Raw genomic sequence first — 24,086 nt, 5'->3', positions numbered from 1 at the left:
GATCTTAAATAGTTTGTAAATTTTCTTTTTCTAATCTAATTAGAGCTTGTCTGTATTCTTCAGGTAATACCTTAACGAATTTTGGTAGGTATGATTCCCAATTTTCAAGAATACGCTGAGCTAAAGGACTTGAGGTCGAATTATAATGGCTTTCGATTAAATCTTTAAGCTGCTTAATGTCTGGTGCTTCTGTAACTTCTAACAGGTTTAAACCTTCTAGACTACAACGTTGTTTAAAAGTTTTATTGTTATCTAAGACATATGCAATACCACCACTCATTCCTGCTCCAAAATTTCTTCCAACTTCACCAAGAATGACAGCAACACCACCTGTCATATATTCACAACCATGATCTCCTATACCTTCAACAACTGCTTTTGCACCTGAATTACGAACACAGAAACGCTCACCTGCTTTTCCATTAATATATGCTCTACCGGCGGTAGCACCATACAGTGTTACATTACCGGTAATTACGTTATCTTCTGGTACAATTGTAGACTTTTCAGGTACTTTTATGACTAGTTTAGCACCAGAAAGTCCTTTACCTAGGTAATCATTAGTATTACCATTAACGACCATTGTTAGACCTCTTGTGGCAAATGCCCCGAAGCTTTGACCTGCTGATCCAGTAAAGTTCAAGCGTAATGTATTAATAGGAAGCCCTTCTGCGCCATAAGTTTTAGATATTTCGTTACTTATTATGGCGCCTACCGCACGATCCGTATTGCAAATAGGATAGTCTAACGTTAATTTTTCTTTTCTAAATAATGATGGATTCGCTTTTGCAATAATATCAAACTCTATAGATTTATCTATATCGTGTTTTTGCTTTTCAGTATTATAGAATTTAGTTCCTTTTGGTACATCAACTTGGTGAAGTATCGGTGTTAAATCGATACCAGCTGCTTTATAATGGTCAATTGCTTTTTTACGATCTAGTTTCTGTACCTGGCCTACCATTTCGTTAATAGTCTTGAAGCCTAATTGCGCCATTATTTCACGCAATTCTTGTGCAACAAAATACATGTAGTTAACCACATGTTCTGGCTTACCTTTAAATTTCTTTCTTAATTCAGGGTTTTGGGTTGCAATACCAACTGGACAAGTGTTTAAATGACAAACTCTCATCATTATACATCCTGAGGCTACTAAAGGTGCAGTGGCAAAACCAAATTCTTCAGCACCTAAAAGACAAGCTACGGCAACATCTCTACCAGTTTTTAATTGTCCGTCACATTCAAGAACAATTCTATTTCTTAAATCGTTTAATACAAGGGTTTGTTGGGCTTCGGCTATACCAAGTTCCCATGGTAAACCTGCATGCTTTAATGAAGTTAAGGGAGATGCTCCGGTACCTCCGTCAAAACCGGAAACCAAAACTACATCTGCTTTAGCTTTTGAAACACCTGCTGCAACAGTACCTACACCTACTTCTGAAACAAGCTTTACATTTATTCTTGCTTTTCTATTTGCTGATTTTAAATCATATATAAGTTGTGATAAATCTTCAATAGAGTAGATGTCATGATGTGGCGGTGGTGAAATTAGACCAACATAAGGTGTTGAGTTTCTTGTTTTGGCAATTTCAGGATTTACTTTAGGTCCGGGTAATTGACCACCTTCACCTGGCTTGGCCCCTTGTGCCATTTTAATTTGAATTTCTTTGGCATTCGTCAAGTAATTTGAGGTAACTCCAAATCTACCGGAAGCCACTTGCTTAATAGCACTGTTTCTCCAATCACCTGTTGCATTTTTGTAAAATCTATTTTGATCTTCACCACCTTCTCCAGAATTACTTTTTCCACCAATACGGTTCATTGCAATCGCAAGGTTTTCGTGTGCCTCTTTGCTGATAGATCCGTAAGACATTGCCCCGGTTTTGAACCTTTTGACAATTTCTGTCCAAGGCTCAACTTCTTCTATTGGAATAGGGTCATAGTTAGAGAATTCAAAAAGACCTCTAATGGTCATTAAGTTTTTTGATTGCTCATTAACCATTTTAGAGTACTCCTTATACGTATCAGGTTCGTTATTACGTACTGATTTTTGAAGTTTGGCAATGGATAGTGGATTGAACATATGCTTTTCTCCATCTCTTCTCCACCTATATTCACCACCAATTTCTAAATCTAAATTGGCATCAATTTGCTTTTTGCTAAAGCTCTTGTGATGACGAAGGGCAATTTCTTTTTCAATTTGATAAAGCCCTATACCTTGAATACGTGTAGGTGTATTTGGGAAATACTTTTCAACTACCTTAGTGTTGATTCCTATACATTCAAATAGTTGAGAACCACGGTAAGAGTTAAGGGTAGATATACCAATCTTGTTCATCACCTTTAAAATTCCCTTGCCAATCGCTTTATTGTAATTTTTAATTGCTTCATCAAATGAGAATTCCGTAATGTCATGCTCTTCTATCTGCTCGGCAATAATTTCATTAACCAAGTAGGGATTTATGGCACTTGCACCAAAACCGAATAATAATGCAAAATGATGTACTTCACGAGGCTCTGCAGATTCAATGATAACACTAAGCTTAGAGCGTTTACCCAATTTTTGTAATCCACTATTTACAAAAGAACAAGCCAATAGGGCGGGTATGGGCGCCATTTCGTCATTGACATTTCTATCTGATAGGATAATAATATTAGCACCATCATCTACTGCCGCAGAAGCTTGGTCCAATACTGATTGTAAAGCATCTTCTAGTCCGTTGTGCCCTTTTTGTATAGAATATAGAATGGGTATTGAAACCACTTTATAATCTGGACTGACGTCGTAATTTTTAATTTTATCTAAATCTTCTTTAGATATAACTGGATTCTGAATTTTTAGTTTTCTACAGTGATATTCTGAAAATTCAAATATGTTATGATCGCTACCTAATGTTAAACTAATATCGGTAATCAACTCTTCACGTATACCATCTAACGGAGGGTTGGTAACTTGAGCGAAAAGCTGCTTGAAATAATTGTAAATTAATTGAGGACGTTGAGATAAAACGGCTATTGGAGTATCTGATCCCATGGAGCCTATAGGTTCTTTGCCAGACTTTGCCATTGGTAAGATAATGGTGTTGATGTCTTCTATGGTATAGCCAAATACAGATTTTCTTTTTTCAAGCGTTTCTTCTCCAATAAATAAGGGACAATCATTATATGGAATATCTTTTAAATGTACCAAATTATCATCCAGCCATTTTTTATAAGGGTATTTTTGTGCGATGTTTTCTTTAATTTCTTCATCATTCACAATTCTTCCCTCTTCCATGTTTACCAAGAACATTTTACCCGGTTGTAACCTTCCATGAAAATCTACATTTTCAGGAGTGATATCTACAACACCGGTTTCAGAAGACATTACTACGTAATCATCTTTAGTTACCGTATATCTAGAAGGTCTTAGTCCATTTCTATCCAAAACGGCACCAATGTAGTTACCGTCTGTAAATGGTATTGATGCTGGACCGTCCCAAGGTTCCATCATACAAGAATGATATTCGTAAAATGCCCTTTTAGCTTCTGACATCTCAGGGTTTTTCTCCCAAGCCTCAGGTACTAGAATCATCATGACTTCAGGTAAAGATCTACCGGTCATCAATAATAGCTCAACCACCATATCCATAGTAGCGGAGTCAGATTTTCCTGGTAGAATTATTGGAAGTATGTTTTTGATTTCATCTCCGAACATATCACTTTGTAATAGTTCTTCTCTTGAATACATACGGGTAACGTTACCTCTTAAGGTGTTTATTTCACCATTGTGGCACATATATCTAAACGGTTGTGCCAAATCCCAGGTAGGGAAAGTGTTTGTGGAAAAACGCTGGTGTACCAAGGCTAATCTAGTTACTACTCTTGAATCCATTAAATCTGAGTAGTATAGGCTTATATCTAAAGGCATTAAAAGTCCTTTGAATATAATTATCTTAGTGGATAGACTGGGAACATAAAAGAATTTATTCTCAGATAATTTTGAATTGATTATCGTATGCTCAGTAATCTTTCTGGCAATGAAAAGCTTTAAGTTGAAATCAAAATAATCTTGCTCGTTACTTTCTTTTGCAACAAAAATTTGTTTTACAAAAGGTTCTGTTTCAGCAGCTATTCTACCAGGTATTGATCTATTAACGGGAACATCTCTCCATCCTAATAATTTTAACCCCTGTTTTTTTATATTTTCTTCAAAAACTGAAATACAGAAATTACGTTGATTTTCTTTTCTAGGGAAGAAAATATTACCAACTGCATATTCACCCGCTTCTGGCAGATCAAAACTACATACAGCCTGAAAAAAATCATGAGGAATATCAACTAATATTCCTGCTCCATCTCCTGTTTTACCGTCGGCACTAACAGCACCTCTATGCTCTAAACGTTCAAGTATTTCCAACGCTTTATGTATAATGTCGTTGGATTTTTTTCCTTTAAGGCTGCATATAAAACCAGCCCCACAGTTATCATGTTCAAATTCCGGTAAATATAATCCTTGCTTCTTCAGTGTCATAATTTGTGGTATTTCTTCAAAAATATCAATTTAATTGAATTATATTCAACGATTAGAATAAATTCAAATATTAAATTCAACGAAACAAATAAAAGCTTAAAAAATCTATAATTACATATTTTTAAAACCTTCAATTTATCATATTGATAAATTTAAGTTAATAATATGAAAATACAGAGGTGAAGAAGGGGTTAAGTGAGGGTTTGTGCAACTTTCTAACAATTACATCTAACTTTATTGAGAGGGTAACAAAGTGATTGTCTTATTTGTGAAACATCACCCCTATATAAAAAGGGGGTGATGTTTAAAAATGTTGTTTTTTATTTTAGAATACTTCTGGAAATTACAATTTTTTGTATTTCAGAAGTTCCTTCGTAAATCTGCGTAATCTTAGCATCTCTCATTAAACGCTCTACATGGTAATCTTTAACAAAACCGTTGCCACCGTGAATTTGCACAGCTTCAACTGTAGTTTCCATGGCAACTTTAGAAGCGTATAGCTTTGCCATGGCACCAGACAAATCATAATCCTTTCCATTATCTTTATCTAAAGCGGATTGATAAACCAATAATCTTGCTGCCTGAATTTCGGTATGCATATCTGCTAGTTTAAACGCTATGGCTTGGTGATTACTTATCTCGGTACCAAACGCTTTACGTTCTTTAGAGTATTTTAAGGCTAGTTCATATGCCCCAGCTGCAATACCGAGCGCTTGGGCGGCAATTCCTATGCGGCCACCTGCAAGGGTTTTCATTGCGAATTTGAAGCCAAAACCATCTTCTCCAATTCTATTTTCTTTGGACACCTTTACATCGTTAAATATTAAGGAATGTGTATCGCTACCTCTAATGCCTAATTTGTTTTCTTTGGGTCCTATTTCAAAACCAGGGGTGCCTTTTTCTATGATCAAGGCATTTATACCTCTGTGTTTTTTGTCCTTATCGGTTTGTGCAATAACTAAATAGGTACTGGCAGTACTGCCATTTGTAATCCAGTTTTTGGTGCCATTAACAATATAATGGTCTCCCATGTCAATTGCGGTTGTTTTTTGTGAGGTGGCATCGCTACCGGCCTCAGGCTCGGAAAGACAAAAAGCGCCTATTTGTTCTCCTGTGGATAATTTGGAAAGATATTTTTCTTTTTGTTCTTCGGTTCCAAATTTTTCAAGTCCCCAGCAAACCAATGAGTTGTTGACTGACATTACTACTGAGGTAGAAGCGTCTATTTTGGAAATTTCTTCCATTGCCAATACATATGATAAGGTGTCCAGTCCGCTACCACCATATTTAGGGTCTACCATCATACCTAGAAACCCAAGTTCACCTAATTTTTTAATTTCCTCTTTCGGAAATCTTTGAGCATCGTCTCTTTCAATTACCTCTGCTAAAAGTTCAGTTTGTGCGAAATCTCGTGCCGCTTGCTGTATAAGTTTTTGTTCTTCATTTAATGAAAAATCCATCTAATATGTATAAAAGTTATCTTCTCAAAGATAAAGATATAGAAGTTAAATATTAAACTTTAGAGATGTGTAATGTTTGATTTTTTAATGCCAAATTGCTAGGCTAAAATTGAAAGATGATATTTAACATTTTGTTAAGCGTTAAAATAGTGATGCCGTACATGCGTTTTATTTGATAATAGTTTGATTTAAGTATTTGGATGTCAGATATCTTCGGTATTATTGTGAAATCATTAGGAATTCACAGACTATTTTGAATATATTTGGATGATTTATTTTTTTGTATTTAGAACCTATATTTGACACCTTATCAATAGATATTAAAAAAACCAACGAACATGGAAACCATAATTATTATTGTTTTTTTGGCAGGATATCTTGCCATCACATTAGAGCACAATCTTAAAATAGATAAACTTATTCCTGCATTGGCCATGATGGCTATTCTGTGGGCTTTGATAGCACTTGGAATTGATGGCTATGAAAACTGGTTCGATTCTGTTCAGCAAGGTTTGGTTTCTGGTTTCTCTGATTTAGGGCATTTGGATAAAATGCATATCATGGAAGAATCTCTTTTGCATCACCTTGGGAAGACTGCAGAGATTCTGTTCTTCTTGTTAGGGGCAATGACCATTGTTGAAATCATAGATTATTTTGATGGTTTTGCTACCATTAAAGGTTTTATAAAAACTAAAAAGAAAAGTAAGCTATTGTGGTTGTTCTCAATATTGGCATTTATTTTATCTGCTATTATAGATAACCTTACCGCAACTATTGTTTTGATCACAATTTTGCAAAAAGTAATAAAGGATCGCGAAACAAAATTATGGTTTGCGGGTATGATCGTGATTACTGCTAATGCCGGTGGGGCCTGGTCTCCTATTGGAGATGTTACAACGACCATGTTGTGGATCGCAAACAAGGTAAGTGCAGGTCAATTGGTAATACATGTATTATTGCCTTCATTGGTGTGTATGCTAGTTCCTGTTTTAATAGCTGGAAGATTTAAGATTTTTAAAGGTTTAATAGATGGTGATCTAGATGGTGAGATTTCAAAATCTAAATATGGAGGTACAATGTTGTACTTAGGTTTAGGTGCCATTTTGTTCGTTCCAATATTTAAGACTGTAACACATCTTCCTCCTTACGTTGGTATGATGTTGTCTTTGGCGGTTGTGGCAACTTTTGCTGAGATTTACAGTAACAAAAAATTCAACATTTCTAGTGTTGAAGGAGAAGATGACGATAATGCAGGTCACCATAGTCCTGTTCACCATTCGCTATCCAAAATAGAATTACCTAGTATATTATTCTTCCTGGGTATTCTATTGGCAGTAGCGGCAATGGAGTCTTTAGGGATTTTATTTAATGCTGCAGGTGCATTGAACGAGGCAATTCCTAATACTGATATCGTAGTTATATTATTTGGTGTAGGATCTGCGGTAATTGACAACGTTCCCTTAGTTGCTGCAAGTATGGGTATGTTCAGTGAGCCGTTAGATAGTCCGTTATGGCATTTTATAGCTTATTCGGCCGGTACAGGTGGAAGTATGTTGATAATTGGTTCTGCGGCAGGTGTTGTAGCTATGGGTATGGAAAAGATTGATTTTTTCTGGTATCTGAAAAAAATTGCCTGGTTGGCTTTAATCGGTTTTGTTAGTGGTGCGATCGTATTTATATTATTAAGAGATTTTGTTCTACACGGATAATTTAATTCGCAATTCATCGTTATAAAGGCAAATTCAATATATAAAGAATACTATGTTATTATTTCAGGATTTGGCTCAAGATGCGAGCGAAGAATTATTATCTGAAGAGAAAACTCTATCGGTTATCGATTTAATATTTAACGGAGGAACGGGAAGTGTAATAATAATTACCGTATTGTTCATAATGTTAGGGGTGGCTCTGTATATCTATTTTGAACGTTTACTTGCAGTAAATGCGGCTTCAAAAATAGATAAGAATTTCATGAATCAAATTCGTGATTACGTTACTTCAGGTAAATTAGATGCAGCTAAAATTTTATGTGCACAGACAGATTCGCCTGTGGCAAGGTTAACTGAAAAAGGTGTTTCCCGAATTGGCAAGCCATTAGATGATATCAATACTGCTATAGAAAATGCCGGTACCTTAGAGGTGTATAAATTAGAAAAGAACGTAAGTATATTGGCTACTGTTGCCGGTGCGGCTCCCATGATCGGATTTTTGGGTACCGTTATTGGTATGATTCTTGCTTTTCATGAGATGGCAAGTAGTGGTGGTCAAGCGGAGATGGGTTCATTGGCGTCTGGTATTTATACAGCGATGACAACAACCGTAGCTGGATTAATTGTTGGTATTATAGCCTATGTTGGTTACAACCATTTGGTGAATAGAACCGATAAAGTGGTGCATAAAATGGAGGCTAATGCCGTTGAATTTTTAGACTTATTAAACGAACCTCTTTAATTTTTTATTATGAAATTAAAAGGAAGAAATAAGGTCAGTCCAGACTTTAGCATGTCTTCAATGACAGATATTGTATTCTTGTTATTGGTGTTTTTTATGCTAACGGCGAATTCCCCTAATGCCTTAGACTTATTATTGCCTAAAGCAAAAGGGAAGTCTACCAATACGCAAAATGTTTCTGTAAGCATAGACAAGAATCTTCAATATTTTGTTAATGACGAAAGAATTAATGGAGAATATATTGAGATAGAATTGAAAAAGGCGCTTGCAGGGCAGGATAGCCCTACAATTATACTTAGAGCCGAAGAAAGCGTAGCAATTAAAGAGGCGGTAAACGTAATGGATATTGCCAATAGAAATAATTACAAGGTAATTTTGGCGGTTCGACCAAATTAAATGGCATTTTTAGATACTAAACATAAAAAGAAATCACTGACACTTACAACCTTGTTGCTAAGTGCATTATTATTGGTTTTATTTTACATAGGTCTAACATATATGGACCCACCTGAGGAAAACGGAATATCTGTCAACTTTGGTACTACTCAGTTTGGTAGCGGAAGAATTCAGCCTAAAGAAAAAATTCAATCTGAACCTGTGGACACTCCTCCTGTAGAGCCTACAAAGCAAGAGGTTGCAGAGGCAATTGAGAATCCTGTTGAAGAAGTGGAAGAAGTTTCGGCGGAGAAAGAGTCACCTGCAGAAAAGTTGTTAACACAGGAAAATGAGGAAGCTGTTAAAATAAATCAAGCCAAAGAAGCCAAAAGAAAGGCGGATGAAACCGCGGCTGACGCTAAACGAAAAGCAGAAGCGGCGGAGAATAAGAAAAAAGCGGAAGCTGCCAGAATTGCACAGCAGAAGAGAGAAGCTGAAGAGCGCGCACGGAAAGAGCAGGAGGCAAAGAAAAAAGCATTGGACGAGATGATGGGTGGTCTTAATAAGTCTGATGGAACGGCAACTGGAAGTGAAGGAGATGATGATAGGGCTGGAGATAAAGGTCAACCGGACGGAGATCCCTACGCAACTAGCTATTATGGAGGTCCGGGCAGTGGAAGCGGAACAGGTGGATATGGACTAAATGGTAGGTCTTTAGTGAATAAAGGAAAAGTTGCACAAGAATGTAACCAATCTGGTAGAGTTGTGGTGAGAATTACTGTAGATCGCAATGGAAAAGTTATCAGTGCTGAACCAGGAGTAAAGGGTACGACCAATAATGATCCATGTTTGCTGGAACCAGCTAGAAAAACCGCTTTTATGCACAAGTGGAACTTAGATAGTAATGCACCTAGTAAACAAACTGGTTTTGTTGTAGTTAATTTCAAGCTGGGAGAGTGACCTATAAAGAGACTTTGGATTGGATGTTTGCTCAACTTCCAATGTATCAGAATAAGGGTAAAGTAGCCTTTAATTCAAAACTAGATGGTATAACCTTGTTTGCGTCCCATTTAGGAAATCCTCATACTAATTTTAAAAGTATTCATGTAGCAGGTACCAACGGTAAAGGTTCCAGTAGTCACTTATTGGCTTCGGTTTTGCAGGAGGCAGGCTATAAAGTAGGGTTGTATACTTCACCTCATTTAAGAGATTTTAGAGAGCGTATTCGAATCAACGGTAAAAAAATCAATAAAGATTGGGTAGTTGATTTCATTGAGAACAATTCTTATTTTTTTGAACAGCGTAAACTTTCATTCTTTGAAATGACAGTTGGTATGGCATTCTCATATTTTGATAAGGAAAGTGTGGATATTGCCATTATTGAAGTTGGCTTAGGAGGGCGTTTGGATTCTACTAATATTATTTATCCAGAAGTAAGTTTAATTACAAATATAGGTCTGGATCATACTGATATTCTTGGAGATACTATACCTGAAATAGCTAGGGAAAAAGCAGGAATTATAAAACCCAATATTCCTGTTGTAGTTAGTGAGTTTAATGAGGAAACCGTTCCAATTTTCAAGGAAGTAGCAAATAAAATGAATTCTAAGATTTTATTTGCAGATAGTGGTAATTACAATAGCGATTATGAAATAGGTCTTCTAGGGTCTTATCAGAAACGAAATATTAAAGGTGTTTTGGGAACATTGAACCTGTTAAAAGGTTTTGAGATTCGTGAAGAGGATAAAGTTAATGGTTTCAAGAATGTGGTCAAAAATACGGGCTTAATGGGACGCTGGCAGAAAATTGGTGATCAACCTACTATTATTTGTGATACTGCTCATAATAAAGATGGATTATCTTATGTATTGGAACAATTAAAAAATCAAGAGTTTGATACCCTTCATATTGTGATTGGTGTAGTAAAGGATAAGAATATTGCTGATATTTTACCTCTATTTCCTAAAAATGCGGTCTATTATTTCTGTAAACCAAAAATTTTTAGGGGCTTGGATGAAAATATTTTGGCGAGGCAATTTTATGAGCTGAATTTTAAAGGCGATGTATATAAGTCTGTGAATAAGGCATTTAAAACAGCGAAAAAACAGGCAAAAAAATCTGATTTAATTTATGTGGGCGGTAGTAACTTTGTTGTAGCAGAAGTTCTTTAATTTTTTATTGATTTTTCTTTTGAGAATTGTAAAAGTATTATATATTTGCACACCCTTAACAAGGGCTCTTAGCTCAGTTGGTTCAGAGCACCTGCCTTACAAGCAGGGGGTCACTGGTTCGAATCCAGTAGGGCCCACATAGTAAAAGGCTTTCATGAAAATGAAAGCCTTTTTTCGTTTTTAGTATTTAGGTCTTTATTCCTGTATTTAAACAGAAAAAATGAAGTACGCTAATAAGGTGATCTTAGTGATCTTCTAGATACTTTTTATCTTCCATCATTTTTTAAATCATAATCAATTTAATTCTTTTGAACATAAGGTACTGTTAAGAAGGTGTTTTATATTCATGCTTGTCAATTTGCTATTTTTGGCCTTTATAAATATGAATATCATAACAGATAAATGTTAAATTTTTTAAATATTGAAATTCACGCTCTGTTTTATCTTAATAGCAAGGTTATTCAAATTGAAAAATGTTCAACATGTATCTCAATTGCCCATAAAGACTAATGTTTTAGGGCTAATGTCATTTTGATAAAGATTCTTAATAATTTTATTGATTACGTAATTTATTAATGAAAATTAGTAGTTAGTGACAAAAAAAAGGTCGATAAATTTTCAAAGTAATTTTTTTTAACAAGATAATAACATATATTTGGTAAACCAGTTTGACGAACCAATTTGGTAAACCAATTAAATGAAAACTAATAATCATCTTATTAATTAAAAAAAAAGTGAAATGAGACTATAGAAAAAAGCATAAAAAAAGGACGGGTGCTCGCCCATCCTTTTTATGAAAAAAATTACTCCAAATCGATAGGGAAGTAACAAACATGTAAGTATTGCTATTTACACATTTTATGTAAAAATAAGAATTATCCTTGATTCTTATGTGAAATGTGTGTTATAGTAAATTAATGATTATGATGCGGTGGCTAATATCGCATTTTAAGTAGATCAAAAAGAGGGCTTGGCCCAATTCAATAGAACTAACTTAATATAACACAAATGAATTTTAAATTAAAAGTTTTTATGGTTGCAATGTTGCTGGTCAACATTCAATTGTTTGCACAGGACTCCTATAGTTTATCTGGTACTGTGACAGATGCCAACAATGTACCGATTCCAGGTGCCAATATTGTTGTGGCAAATACAACTAGAGGTACCCAAAGTGATTTTGACGGTAATTTTACCATACAGGTTACAAGTGGTGATTTATTGCAATTCTCTTATATAGGGTATGCTACGCAAACAGTAGCAATTGTCTCTCAAAAAACAGTTAATGTAACCCTTCAGGAAGATGCTAGTCAGTTAGATGAAGTTGTCGTTGTTGGTTACGGTACGCAAAAGAAATCAACATTAACAGGTTCAATTTCTAAAGTAACTAATGAGACCTTAGACCAAATTGCGGTTTCAAGGGTGGATGATGCCTTGATCGGACAAGTTTCCGGTGTTAATATTCAGGCCACTAATGCTGAGGCCGGTGGTGCACCTACCATTACTATTAGGGGTGTGGGGTCTGTAACTGCAGATTCTGGACCGGCATTGGTTGTTGATGGTATTGTAGTGAGTTCGGAGTTTCTTGCTAACATAGATATGAATGATGTTGAGTCTTTTGAGGTGCTTAAAGATGCTGCTTCAGCTGCAATTTATGGTAGTGAAGGTTCTAACGGTGTAATTTTGATTACTACAAAAAGCGGTAAGGCTGGTAAAACAAAGTTTAGCTATCAAACCTATACGGGTTTCAAAGATGCACATGGTAGTGATGACTACAAAAAGAGTGTTGCTGAATGGGCTAAGATAGAACAAGCTGCTACCGGAACACTATCTGGTGAAACTTTATACGCACAATTGTTAGTGGCTACTACTGGTGTAGATAGAGATTGGCAAGATGTGTTTTTCGACGGTGGAACTGTAACCAGTCATTCTTTTTCTGCACGTGGTGGTACTGAAGATACTAAGTTTAGTGCATCATTAAGAGCATTGCATGATGAAGGTGTTGTAATTACTGATGATTATAAATTATATACAGGAAATATAAAGTTAGATACAAAATTAGGTGAAAAGGTAAAGTTTGGGTTAAGAGCTACACCTTCATATACTTCGCAAAGAAGGTTGCCAACTTCAATTCATAATCCAACTAGACAATCGCCATGGTTGCCAATATATCATACTGAAGAATCATTACAATTTATCGATAGAGATGTTTATCCTAATGTAGGAGTTGGTGATTATTTTTATGAAAATCACTTGGTTAATTTAGATTTGGATAATGATGGCAATACAGAACGTCCACGTACTTCTGGTGATTCTAACCCATTTGCACAATATGTGGAAAGAGAGCATTATGAATTTAATACTAAATTATTTGGATCTACATATTTAAGTTATGAGTTGTTAGACGGTTTAACCGCTAAAACTTCTTTAGGTGTTACTTTAGAGCATAGAAAACGTACAAGATATGACGGAACATTGCACCATGCTTCTGGTAATAGTAGAGCGGCATATTATTTGGCTAATAGATCTAGAACAAGGTTAATTAATGATAACACTTTAAATTATTCTGCAAACTTTGGCGGTGATCATGATTTAAACTTGTTGGCGGGTATGACCATTCAACAAAGAAAATCTGAAGAAAGTATAATGACCGGTGGTGGATTTTCTAATGACTTGTTAAAAAATTTCCAAGGTGCTACTTTAATTGACAACCCTACTGAAATTAATACAGAGCTTAAAAAAGTAGGTTATTTTGCTAGAGTTAATTATGCGTATAAAGATAAGTATTTGGTTAATGCGTCTTTTAGACGAGATGGTAGTTCTGTATTTGGTGTAGATTCTAAATACGGTAATTTCCCAGCTGTGTCTTTGGGATGGAACGTTGCTAAAGAAAACTTCTTATTGAACAGTGATATAGTCAATAACTTAAAGTTTAGAGCTAGTTATGGTTTAACAGGAGCTGAAAATTTCAATGTTGGTGATGATAATGTAAACCTTTATCCTTATTTAGCATTACTTCAAAATTCTAATGCGATTACAGATGGTAGTATAACTCCTGGTGTATCGCCAAGAAACATTGCCAATGCCTTATTACAATGGGAAGCTTCAGAAGAAATGACTTTTGGTGTTGATTTCGGATTCCTGAATAATAGAATATCTGGTTCTGTAGATTACTATAAGAGAACAAGTGATGAACTATTATTGGAAAACCCAGTTTCTTACATTACTGGTTTTACAAGCGGTATAGTAAACCTAGGAGAGGTTGAAAATAAAGGTGTTGAAGTTGAAATAAGAACCAAGAATATTGTTGGAGAAAAATTTAGATGGAACTCTACATTGATTGCTTCTACTAACCAAAACGAATTGTTGAGTTTTGGAGATTCTAACAATGCTTTAATAGAAGATGATTATGGTAGAAACTCTCAATGGATAAACAGAATTGGCGAGCCAATATCATCTTTCTGGGGGTATGTTGTTGATACGGATTTATACGATGACACACAGTTTAGAACTACTTATGTAGATAATCCTTGGAATAGAATTAACGGTCAGGCAGATGATACGATCGTTAAGGATTTAAATGGTGATGGTATCATTACGGAAGAAGATAAAACCATTTTAGGTGATCCATACCCAGATTTAGTGTACAGTTTTACTAATGAGTTTCAGATGGGTAATTTTGACTTCTCATTCATGGTACAAGGTAGCTTAGGTGCTCAAGTGAATAATATTGGTGATCAATATTTCTATAACTGGTTTGGTAATAGAACACGTAGTGGAGGAGAGGCGCAAGCAGTTGCTGACGGTTTAGTACCACATACATCTTTTATTCAAGAAAAGGTATTGACCAGTGAAGTTATAGCAAATGCAGATTATTTTTCTTTAAGAAATATAAATCTTGGATACAATTTCCCTGATGATGTAACATCTAAAATTGGTATTGGAGGTCTAAGAGTTTATGCAACTGCTCAGAATTTAGTGTATATCACTGCAGATGACTATCATGGTTTTAACCCTGAGCATGTAGATGGTTCTAATCCAAGGGCTTATGGTTCTCAAAGAGCTGGTACGCCAATATTTAGAACATTGACATTGGGTCTTAACATTGATTTTTAATTTTTAAAAGATACTTATTATGAAACATATAAAATATATAGTCTTTATGATCACAGGGGTGATATTCCATTCCTGTAGTGATGATTTTTTGAACCCTTTGCCAGAAACGGCAGTTGCGGTTGAGTCATTCTTTCAATCAGATGCAGATGTTTTAGCCGGTGTGATAGGCATTTATGATGCATTACAAGGTGTAAATGAAAATACGACCACAAATATTGGAGATGCCAATAGAGGGGTTCAGTTTGAGCACTTATTAACAGAGCATAGAACTGATAACACTCGTAACGCCACATTAGAAGGGTCTAAGTCAGATTTTCACAGATATGTGGTAAATGCCAATAACGTAGAATCTGAAGATTACTATCAATCTATGTATGAAGTGATATTTAGAGCAAATAACATTTTAGGCTTTATAGAGGTTGCAGATGTAGAAAATCAAGCCAAGTATGCTGCCGAGGCAAAATTTTTAAGAGCTTATGCATATTTTAACTTGGTTAGGTTGTATAGCGACGTTCCTTTGGTAACAGAAGTTGTTGGTCCAACCGATAATGAAGCTTTGTTTACCCGAATTCCTGAAGCACAGATCTATGCTCAAATAGTTGAGGATTTACAAGAAGCTGTGAACGTTTTGGATAATTCAGCTAAGGCAAGAGCTTCTAAAGCGGCGGCACAAGGTATTTTGGCTAAAGTTTATATGACTCAGCCAAACAAAAATTATTCTGGTGCTAGTCAACTTTGTGAAGCAATAATCAATAGTGGAAATTTTTCTTTGGAAAGTAACTATTCAGATGTTTTTTATGACGAGTTGAACGATGAAATTATTTTTGCGGTACAATATGTAGCTGGTAACAGTGCGGAGAGTCAAAGTTTTTCTTCAGAATTCACTTCAACTTTCCGTCAAGGAAGAGAAGATGGGCAGAATATTGTGAATGATAATTTAGTAGCCGATTTCGTTGCCTATGGAGGTAACAGAACAGAGGTTTCTTATGTAACATTCAATACAACTTCAGAAGTTGCAAAATTTCTACCTGAAGGTACAGATCTTAGTGTAACACCGCCAGATTATGGTTTAAGTGCAAGAGATGCAGGTAACGATTATATAGCATTGAGATATGCTGATGTATTATTAATGCATGTAGAAGCGGCAATAGGTGATGGTACTAGTACAACTGATATTGGCGCTTTGGAATCTTTTCAAAAAATCAGGGATAGAGCTTTTCCTGATACAGCTCCAAACACTGTTTCAAGTGTTTCAAAAACAGAACTTTTAAGGGAAAGACGTGTTGAATTGGCATTTGAAAACCAACGTTGGTTCGATTTACTTAGGTTCGGTGTAGCTGATCAAGTATTGAGTGCACATGCTGAGGAAATGGGATACGTTTTTTCTTCTAGAGCCTTATTGCTGCCAATTCCTGCAAGGGAAATAAATATTAGTGGTGGTTTATTAACACAAAATCCAGGATATTAATATAAAAACTATGAGACAGAAAGTAAATATATTTAGTAAGACAAAACTATTGCTTATGGCTATAGTTTCGGCTGGCATGGTTGCTAGTTGTGTAAATGATGAACTTTTTAGGGATGATTTACCAGATACTAATTCAAAGGTAGACACGGTATTTCCAGCGGCTAATTTTTCTTATGCAGCTTCCTCAGATGATTTTAGGATCATCAATTTTACCAACCTAGCTACAGAAGCTACTGTTTTTGAATGGGATTTTGGTAATGGAAACACTTCAACGGAGCAGGATCCAACATTTACTTTTGACGGTGAAGGTACATATCCTGTAACGTTAACCGCAATAGACGGTAATGGTGTTACTGGTTCTACTACTATAGAGGTAATGGTTGTAGAAGGACCCTTTCAGCCTATTATTCTTGAAGCTGGCTTTGAAGATGATACCTTGCCAGAAGGAGGAGGAGACGGTCGTGATTCTTGGAGAAATAGTGATTTGGGTGGTGTAATACAAATTACAGGTAGTCCGGTTACTTTTGGAGATCAAGGAGCAAAATTACCGGTACCGGCAGGTGATCGTGTAGGTTATCAGGAAATTACTGTAGAGCCAGATACTAATTATGATTTAAGTTTTTGGTATACTATGTTAAGTGGATCTTCTGATCCTTCATTAACTGTTGCTGTATTGGGTGTTACGGAGAATGGACCTTTTGCAAATAAAGAAGAGGCAAATGATGCAATTATAGCATCTGTAACCGTAACGGACGATTCTGAACCAGATGTTTATGTACAGCAAAAACTTTCGTTCAACTCAGGTATAAATAATACTGTTGCAATTTACTTTACAAACGGAGAGGTTGAGGCTAGACTTGATGATTTTACAATAGAAGTTGGAATACCAGGAGCTGTACCGCCATCGGCAGGATTTGATATAGCACAGAGCGAAACAAACTTCTTAGAGTATACTTTTACGAACTCTTCTGTTAACGCTTCTACTTACGAGTGGGATTTTGGAGATGGTAATACTTCAACAGATGAGTCTCCTACACATGTATATGAAACTGCTGCAGATTATGTTGTGACATTAAATGCTACCAATGATTCTGGTTTATCAACGGAGTTGACTAAAAACATTACCATCTTGGCACCGGTATCAGCAGCCTTTTCTTTCGAAGTAGATGCAGATGATTATAGAACATATTCGTTTACCGATGAATCTGTGGATGCGGTAATGCTTTTATGGGAGTTTGGAGATGGTTACCAATTTACGGGTATGAATCCTACTCACACTTATGAAGAAGATGGTATATATGTAGTTACTTTAACAGCATATAGTCAAACAGGAAATACTTCCGAAGCAACGGAACAGATAACGATAGCAGATGGTTTTATTGTTGAGGTTGTAAACGGTGATTTCTCTGATGGTTCTTCTAGTTGGAAGCCATCTAGTTTTGATGGCAGTAATTCAAATGCCTTTAATACAAGTTCAGACGGAGATTCATTTGACTATACGGGAGCGGATACAGGTTCTAAAACACCTGGTGCAAAGTATACAAGTAGTACTACAATGGTAGGTCCACTTGAAAGTTTGTCAAGAACATCTTCTTCTAGAGCTGCATATCAAGAGATTACCGTAGAACCTAATAAAGAATATACGATAGAGTTTAGCGCAGCTATTACAAATAGTGGTGACGCAGTTTATGTAGAGATATTGGATGGTTGGTTTGATGGCGATGGCGCTGCTGCCTTTGCTAGTTCAACAGGAGCGGGTCCTTTAGGAAGAGCTGTAGTTGATGTTGCTAACGGTAAGGGTAACTTTACAATGGGTACCGATACATTTACTTCTAATGCAAGTGGACAGGTGACTATTTGGATGTATTCTTTGACCACTGCAGATGCATGGGTTGATAATATTAAGGTTTATGAAGCACCATAATTTATTTGATTCTAATGTATTGGATATCACATCTTTTGATATTGTCATTAATGTTTCTCTCTGTAGAGGCTACCTCCCAAACTATGGGGGGTGACCTCACAGAGTCAGAAACAAAAACGGAGAAACGTAGAAAAAAAAAGAAAAGGAAAAAAACCAAACTTCCAGACATAGATTTATCACATTGGAAGGTTACAATTCCAGAGGGTTCTGGCAAGGGAGGTGCTATTAGTGTTGAACCTCCAGAAATTCTGGACTATGCAAATAATGATATATTAAAACCATATATGTTTAATGATTACACTAAAGGGGCGTTAACATTTTATGCATATCCTACTTCGGCTACTACTGCAAACACCAAGTATTCTAGGTCAGAACTTAGAGAACAAATGGTGCCCGGTGATGACAATGTAAACTGGACGTTTAAACAAGGTGGAAGCTTAAAGGCAAAACTTTCGGTCGATGAAGTGTCAAGAGATAAAAATGGAAAGTACCACAAGGTTATTATTTTACAGATTCATGGCAGGTTAACCAATGAGCAAAAAGAACTAATAGGGCAAAGAGATAATAATGCCCCACCAGTTTTGAAAATTTACTGGCAGAACGGCAAAATAAGGGTAAAGACGAAAAAGCTAAAATTTGCTGATGTTAATTCAGTTGGAATATTACATGAAGAAGCTTGGACAGATGATGAAGGATTTAATTTTGAACAAGAGGTAGGCTTTGGAAAGTTTCAAATTGAAGTAAAAGTAACAGATGGTAAAATGGTAGTTTCATTGAATAATACTGAGTTTGCTGTTTATGATGATTTTAATATGAAGCGTTGGGGAGTATTTGAGAACTATTTTAAAGCAGGTAATTACTTTCAAAGTAGAGATGAAGGTTCTTTTGCTAAAGTTAGCTTCTATGATTTAGAAGTAAAACATTAATATGTATAGATGAAATTAAGGAATAGTCTAGTGATTACGAAGCATTTTGCAATTAGCTGTCTTTTCATGTCTTGGTTGTCACTTTGTTTTTTGAGTTGTGATAGTTCTTCAGATGAAATTGAAAGTGAAGTAGAGCAAGAGGTAATTGAAGAGGAAGAGATTATTGAGGAGGAACAAGAAGTTGAAGAAGAAATAGAGGAAGTGAAAGTAGAAGGAGTGGACTATTTTTTGCCTAATATTAATTTGGAAAATTGGAAGGTGACATTGCCTATTGGTAGTCCAGATGAGGTAAATCCACCAGAAATAATAGATTATGCTACTGATGAAAGGTTATTGCCGTTCATGTATAATGATTCTACAGATGGCGCTTTGGTTTTTTATACATCACCTGGATCATCAACAGCAAACTCTTCTTATTCAAGAACGGAGTTGAGAGAGCAAATAGTTCCGGGTAGTAATAGTACAAATTGGACTTTTGCACAGGGCGGACGCATGAAAGGTACATTGTCTGTGCCTGAAATATCTGTAGATGATGGCGGAGATTTTCATAGAACATTGGTTATGCAAATTCATGGTAGATTAACTAATGAGCAAAGAGATTTAATAGGCGAGAATGATAATAATGCACCGCCGATGTTGAAGATATATTGGCAGAAAGAAAGGGTTAGGGTGCTTACTAAAAAGCTTAAGAATATTAATGCCACTGACGAGGAAATACTACATACTGATGCTTGGGAGGATAATGAAAGTCATACATTTTCAGAAGTTGTAGGTAATGATAAGTTTACTTTAGAAGTTGTAGTTTCAGAAGGAAGAATGGAAATTATATTGAATGATTCTGAATCTGTTGTCTATAACGACATTCATATTGAAAAATGGGGTGTATTTGAAAACTATTTTAAAGCTGGTAATTATTTACAGACCATAGAAAACAATGCATTTGCGTACGTAAAATATTATGAATTAGAGGTTGCGCATTAATTTTAAAAGAAAAATATACCTAGTATAACAAAGAAAGTTGTTTGAGTTAGATTTGTTGAAATGAATTTACTGGCCTGTTTTAGGCCAGTAAATTTTAAATTAAACCAGTAGTTGTTCATTGTATATTAATTTTGCAAATTAATGACTTAGAATTACTAACGATTTTCTCTTAAAGCAAGTTATAAATGAAATTAGAAATCCTCACAAGGAACGAGAGCAATGAAATACAGAATGAGATAATAGTACAGCTCAGAGATTTAATGAATAATAAAAATCTAGAGCCAGGTGATAAATTACCTTCAGAAAGAACATTGTCAGAGAAATTTGGTGTAAGTAGAAGTAGTGTTCGTGAAGCGATTCAGAAACTGGAATTTTACGGAATCTTAGTTTCTAAGCCTCAGAGCGGTACATTCGTTGCTGAAATAGGTCAAGTGGCCATGAATGGAATGGTTAACGACATTCTAAGGTTAGATGAGCCCGATTTTAAATCATTGGTAGAAACTAGAATTTTGTTAGAGCTTAAAACTGTGCGTCTGGCAGCTAGAAGAAGAACTGATGATGATTTGGAGCTAATGAAAAATGCCTTGGATGCTTATAGGGAAAAAGTTGAAAATGGAGAAGATGCAGTTCAAGAAGATTTGTTGTTTCATTTAGCCATAGCCAAAGCTAGTGGTAATAGTACAATGAATACTTTTATGTTGATTATAACACCTGAAATTCTTACCAATTTTGAAAAGTACCATGTTTGCGATAAGAATATGGCGTTCAGAGGTATTCAGGAGCATCAAGATATTTTTGATGCCATCAAGGAGCAAAATCCTCAATCGGCCAAAGAGAAGATGAAAGTACATTTTAAGAATCTTTATCAATTCTGCTATAATATTTAGGGTTGAGGTTGATACCCATATTGAAATACTTTTATAAATAATCCAATTTTGATTTTGAATTAGGTCAAAATAACTACTAAAAGAAAAACATGCCTAAATCATCTATTTGGAAAAAGATTTTAGCTCTAGTTTTAGCCTTTGGGCCAGGAATTTTTGCGATTGGTTATACCATTGGTACTGGAAGTGTTACCTCTATGATCGTGGCAGGGAGTACTTATGGAATGCAACTTTTATGGGTGTTGTTATTAAGTTGTGTTTTTTCGGGTTTGCTAATGTATGCCTATGGAAATTTTGCATTGGTAACGGGTGAAACAGCATTGTTTGCTTTTAAAAAACATTTGAAGTGGGGCAAACTTATTGCAATTCTTATAATATTAGGTATTTCATTTGGTCAATGGAATTCGCTAATGGGTATTCTGGGTATATCTGCGAATATAATTTATGAAATCTTTCTTATTTATTTTCCAGGATTGGTCAATGCCAAATATGAGACAGTTCTAGCAATAGCCATTGCCGTGATAATTGTGTTTTATGGTTTATTGCTGGTAGGTAAATATGCTTTTTTTGAGAAAATTCTTGTGATTTTCGTTACAATAATGGGACTTTCTTTCATCATTTCTTTATTTATGGTATATCCATTACCATTGGAAGTGGTAAAAGGTTTGGTGCCATCAATTCCAAAAGTTGAAGGTGGTCAAATGATGGTGGCTGCATTTGTGGGTACCACAATGGCTGCGGCCACATTCTTGTCAAGGCCATTATTTGTAAAAGGAAAAGGATGGACCATTAAAAACAGAAATCAACAAAAAAAAGATGCAATAATAGCGGCTTCATTGGTTTTCTTTATAAGTGCCTCCGTTATGGCAGTGGCTTGTGGAGCTCTTTTTCATCAAGGGCAGCCGGTAACCAAAGTATTGGACATGGTAAATACGCTTGAGCCCGTTGCTGGTAAATTTGCATTAACATTATTCTTCTTTGGAACTTTAAGTGCAGGGCTATCTTCAATATTTCCATGTTTATTGATAGCGCCAATATTATTGGCGGATTATCAATCTGGGGAGTTGGATACAAATTCAAAACAATTTAGAGTCATTACCGCAATAGCGTGTTTGTTCTCTTTAATAGTGCCGGTATACGGAGCAAACCCTATAGAAATGCAAATACTTTCTCAAGTATTTAATGTTTTTGTATTACCATTGGTTATACTAGGAATTATTTTGCTGATTAATAGTAAAAAACTTATGGCTCAATATAAAGCAGGTTTGTTGCTAAACATTGGTCTTTTTGCTGCCTTATTCTTCTCTTGTGTAATTTCCTATAATGGTATAGTGGCGTTGCTTGGTTATTTTCAAAATAATAGCGGTCAATTAATTTAAATGCTTTCCAACATTTTATTATAAAATGGTATAGATGTATCTTTATCCCCTATTATTCAAATTATATGGGATATTAGCTCAGTTGGTTTAGAGCGCTGCCTTGACAGGGCAGAGGTCACCGGTTCGAATCCAGTATATCCCACTATATGTTGTCTAAAACTCTTTCCAGTGCCATGCCTCTAGAGCCTTTTATAAGTAGTGTAGATTTAGGTGAAATTGAATTTGTTTTTAGATAAGCGTTTAAATCAGCAAATGATTTCATTTTCAATGAATTTGTAGTAGTTTGATAAAAATTCTCGCCTACAAAAATTACTTTTTCAAAGTTTAATCTTTTTGTTAAATCAACAATTGATTGATGTTCTTCATGGGATGAATTTCCTAACTCGAACATATCTCCCAAAATTAAAATTTTATTCGGCTTTTCTAATGTATGAAAGTTTTCAAGTGCCACTTTCATACTTGAGGGATTGGCATTATAAGCATCTAAAATAATATAGTGTCCCTTGGTGTTTATAATTTGCGACCTGTTGTTATCTGGTATATATTTTTCAATAGCATATTTTATTTTGGGTAGTTCTATATTAAAATATTTGCCAATGATAATCGCAGCGCAACAGTTAGTGAAATTATATGTGCCAATAAGGTTACTGTTTATTTCAACATCTTCTACCTTTAGGTTTACAAATGGTTGTGCGTTTATAAGTTCAATATTGAAATACTTTGCTTGCGTAGTGCTGAAGCCATATTTCTTGGTGAAACCTTCTAGTTTTTCTAATTGGATGGGGTCGTCTGCATTTAGAAATACGGACTTATTACTGCTAATTAAATAATCATATAGTTCACTTTTCCCTTTTATAACTCCTTCTACGCCACCAAAACCTTCTAGATGTGCTTTTCCAAAGTTGGTAATGTAACCAAAATCAGGTTTGGCAATCTTACAAAGAAATTCAATTTCATTAAGGTGGTTGGCACCCATTTCAACTATGGCAATTTCTGTATCTGGTTTAATGGTCAGTAGTGTTAATGGTACTCCAATATGGTTGTTTAGATTACCTTTTGTGGCTATTGTTCTGTATGAAGTGCTTAAAACTGCGTTTATTAATTCTTTTGTAGTTGTTTTTCCATTACTGCCGGTTAAACTAATTACCTGTGCTTTACACTTTTTTCTATGGTAGTTTGCTAGGTCCTGCAATGTTTTAAGAACATTATCAACTAGAATTGTTTTGTTATTTGCAACATATTTTTCTTCATCAATCACCACATAACTGGCTCCGCTATCAAGAGCCTTTTGTGTATAAGTATTGCCGTTGAAATTCTCTCCTTTCAGAGCAAAGAAAATATCATTTTCCTTAATCTTTCGAGTGTCTGTGCTAATGGAAGGGTTTGCTAAAAAGATAGCATGTAAGTCGTGAATTTTCATAAAATCGAAGATAAAAAAAAG

General features: G+C 35.3%; 15 protein-coding genes and 2 tRNA genes. 14 read left to right on the top strand and 3 right to left on the bottom strand.

Annotation, left to right across the window (positions count from 1 at the left end; all coding sequences use genetic code 11):
* Window positions 1-4: 4 nt before the first annotated feature.
* Together gltB and YQ22_RS04585 are read right to left on the bottom strand one after the other, a co-directional pair.
* The gene (gltB, locus tag YQ22_RS04590; protein WP_071340234.1) at window positions 5-4,513 is read right to left on the bottom strand and encodes a glutamate synthase large subunit; all 4,509 of its coding nucleotides are present in this window, start codon (window positions 4,511-4,513) and stop codon (window positions 5-7) included.
* 320 nt (window positions 4,514-4,833) lie between these two features.
* Window positions 4,834-5,973 carry an acyl-CoA dehydrogenase gene (locus YQ22_RS04585; RefSeq protein WP_071340233.1) on the bottom strand — a complete coding sequence of 380 codons (1,140 nt, stop codon included), beginning with the start codon at window positions 5,971-5,973 and terminating at the stop codon, window positions 4,834-4,836.
* Window positions 5,974-6,311: 338 nt separating this feature from the next.
* Here YQ22_RS04585 and nhaD point away from each other — a divergent pair, with 338 nt between their 5' ends.
* The 14 genes from nhaD (at window position 6,312) to YQ22_RS04515 (ending at window position 22,787) form a co-directional block, all read left to right on the top strand.
* On the top strand, window positions 6,312-7,682 hold the full coding sequence (gene nhaD / locus YQ22_RS04580) for a sodium:proton antiporter NhaD (RefSeq protein ID WP_071340232.1): 1,371 nt from the start codon (window positions 6,312-6,314) through the stop codon (window positions 7,680-7,682).
* A gap of 52 nt (window positions 7,683-7,734) precedes the next feature.
* Window positions 7,735-8,424: a MotA/TolQ/ExbB proton channel family protein gene (locus tag YQ22_RS04575; RefSeq protein ID WP_058105260.1), complete on the top strand. Its 690-nt coding sequence runs from the start codon at window positions 7,735-7,737 to the stop codon at window positions 8,422-8,424.
* Between the two features lie 9 nt (window positions 8,425-8,433).
* Entirely contained in the window at window positions 8,434-8,820 is a 387-nt protein-coding gene (locus tag YQ22_RS04570; RefSeq protein WP_027068115.1) for an ExbD/TolR family protein, read from the top strand.
* Window positions 8,821-9,759 carry an energy transducer TonB gene (locus YQ22_RS04565; RefSeq protein WP_071340231.1) on the top strand — a complete coding sequence of 313 codons (939 nt, stop codon included), beginning with the start codon at window positions 8,821-8,823 and terminating at the stop codon, window positions 9,757-9,759.
* A complete protein-coding gene (locus YQ22_RS04560; protein ID WP_071340230.1) occupies window positions 9,756-10,970 on the top strand; it encodes a bifunctional folylpolyglutamate synthase/dihydrofolate synthase in 1,215 nt (404 codons plus the stop codon). Before YQ22_RS04565 ends, YQ22_RS04560 begins: the two co-directional genes overlap by 4 nt.
* A 62-nt stretch (window positions 10,971-11,032) precedes the next feature.
* A tRNA-Val gene (locus YQ22_RS04555) sits at window positions 11,033-11,107 on the top strand.
* A gap of 871 nt (window positions 11,108-11,978) precedes the next feature.
* Complete coding sequence (locus tag YQ22_RS04550; protein ID WP_071340229.1) at window positions 11,979-15,083, top strand: SusC/RagA family TonB-linked outer membrane protein; 3,105 nt, start codon at window positions 11,979-11,981, stop codon at window positions 15,081-15,083.
* 19 nt (window positions 15,084-15,102) lie between these two features.
* On the top strand, window positions 15,103-16,551 hold the full coding sequence (locus YQ22_RS04545) for a RagB/SusD family nutrient uptake outer membrane protein (protein ID WP_071340228.1): 1,449 nt from the start codon (window positions 15,103-15,105) through the stop codon (window positions 16,549-16,551).
* 55 nt (window positions 16,552-16,606) lie between these two features.
* Window positions 16,607-18,475, top strand: coding sequence for a PKD domain-containing protein (locus YQ22_RS04540; RefSeq protein WP_232231312.1), 1,869 nt, complete (start codon window positions 16,607-16,609; stop codon window positions 18,473-18,475).
* 50 nt (window positions 18,476-18,525) lie between these two features.
* Complete coding sequence (locus tag YQ22_RS04535; protein ID WP_232231309.1) at window positions 18,526-19,401, top strand: polysaccharide lyase family 7 protein; 876 nt, start codon at window positions 18,526-18,528, stop codon at window positions 19,399-19,401.
* Between the two features lie 9 nt (window positions 19,402-19,410).
* Entirely contained in the window at window positions 19,411-20,382 is a 972-nt protein-coding gene (locus tag YQ22_RS04530) for a polysaccharide lyase family 7 protein (RefSeq protein WP_232231308.1), read from the top strand.
* 185 nt (window positions 20,383-20,567) lie between these two features.
* On the top strand, window positions 20,568-21,269 hold the full coding sequence (locus YQ22_RS04525; protein ID WP_071340224.1) for a FadR/GntR family transcriptional regulator: 702 nt from the start codon (window positions 20,568-20,570) through the stop codon (window positions 21,267-21,269).
* Window positions 21,270-21,358: 89 nt separating this feature from the next.
* The gene (locus YQ22_RS04520) at window positions 21,359-22,645 is read left to right on the top strand and encodes an Nramp family divalent metal transporter (RefSeq protein ID WP_071340223.1); all 1,287 of its coding nucleotides are present in this window, start codon (window positions 21,359-21,361) and stop codon (window positions 22,643-22,645) included.
* A gap of 67 nt (window positions 22,646-22,712) precedes the next feature.
* A tRNA-Val gene (locus YQ22_RS04515) sits at window positions 22,713-22,787 on the top strand.
* Here YQ22_RS04515 and YQ22_RS04510 read toward each other — a convergent pair.
* Window positions 22,788-24,065 carry a UDP-N-acetylmuramoyl-tripeptide--D-alanyl-D-alanine ligase gene (locus YQ22_RS04510; protein WP_071340222.1) on the bottom strand — a complete coding sequence of 426 codons (1,278 nt, stop codon included), beginning with the start codon at window positions 24,063-24,065 and terminating at the stop codon, window positions 22,788-22,790. It abuts the tRNA gene before it with no gap.
* Window positions 24,066-24,086 lie beyond the last annotated feature (21 nt).

This window comes from Maribacter sp. 1_2014MBL_MicDiv, assembly GCF_001865655.1.
GTDB classification, from domain to species: domain Bacteria; phylum Bacteroidota; class Bacteroidia; order Flavobacteriales; family Flavobacteriaceae; genus Maribacter; species Maribacter dokdonensis.
This window is presented reverse-complemented; position numbering and strand designations above follow the sequence as displayed.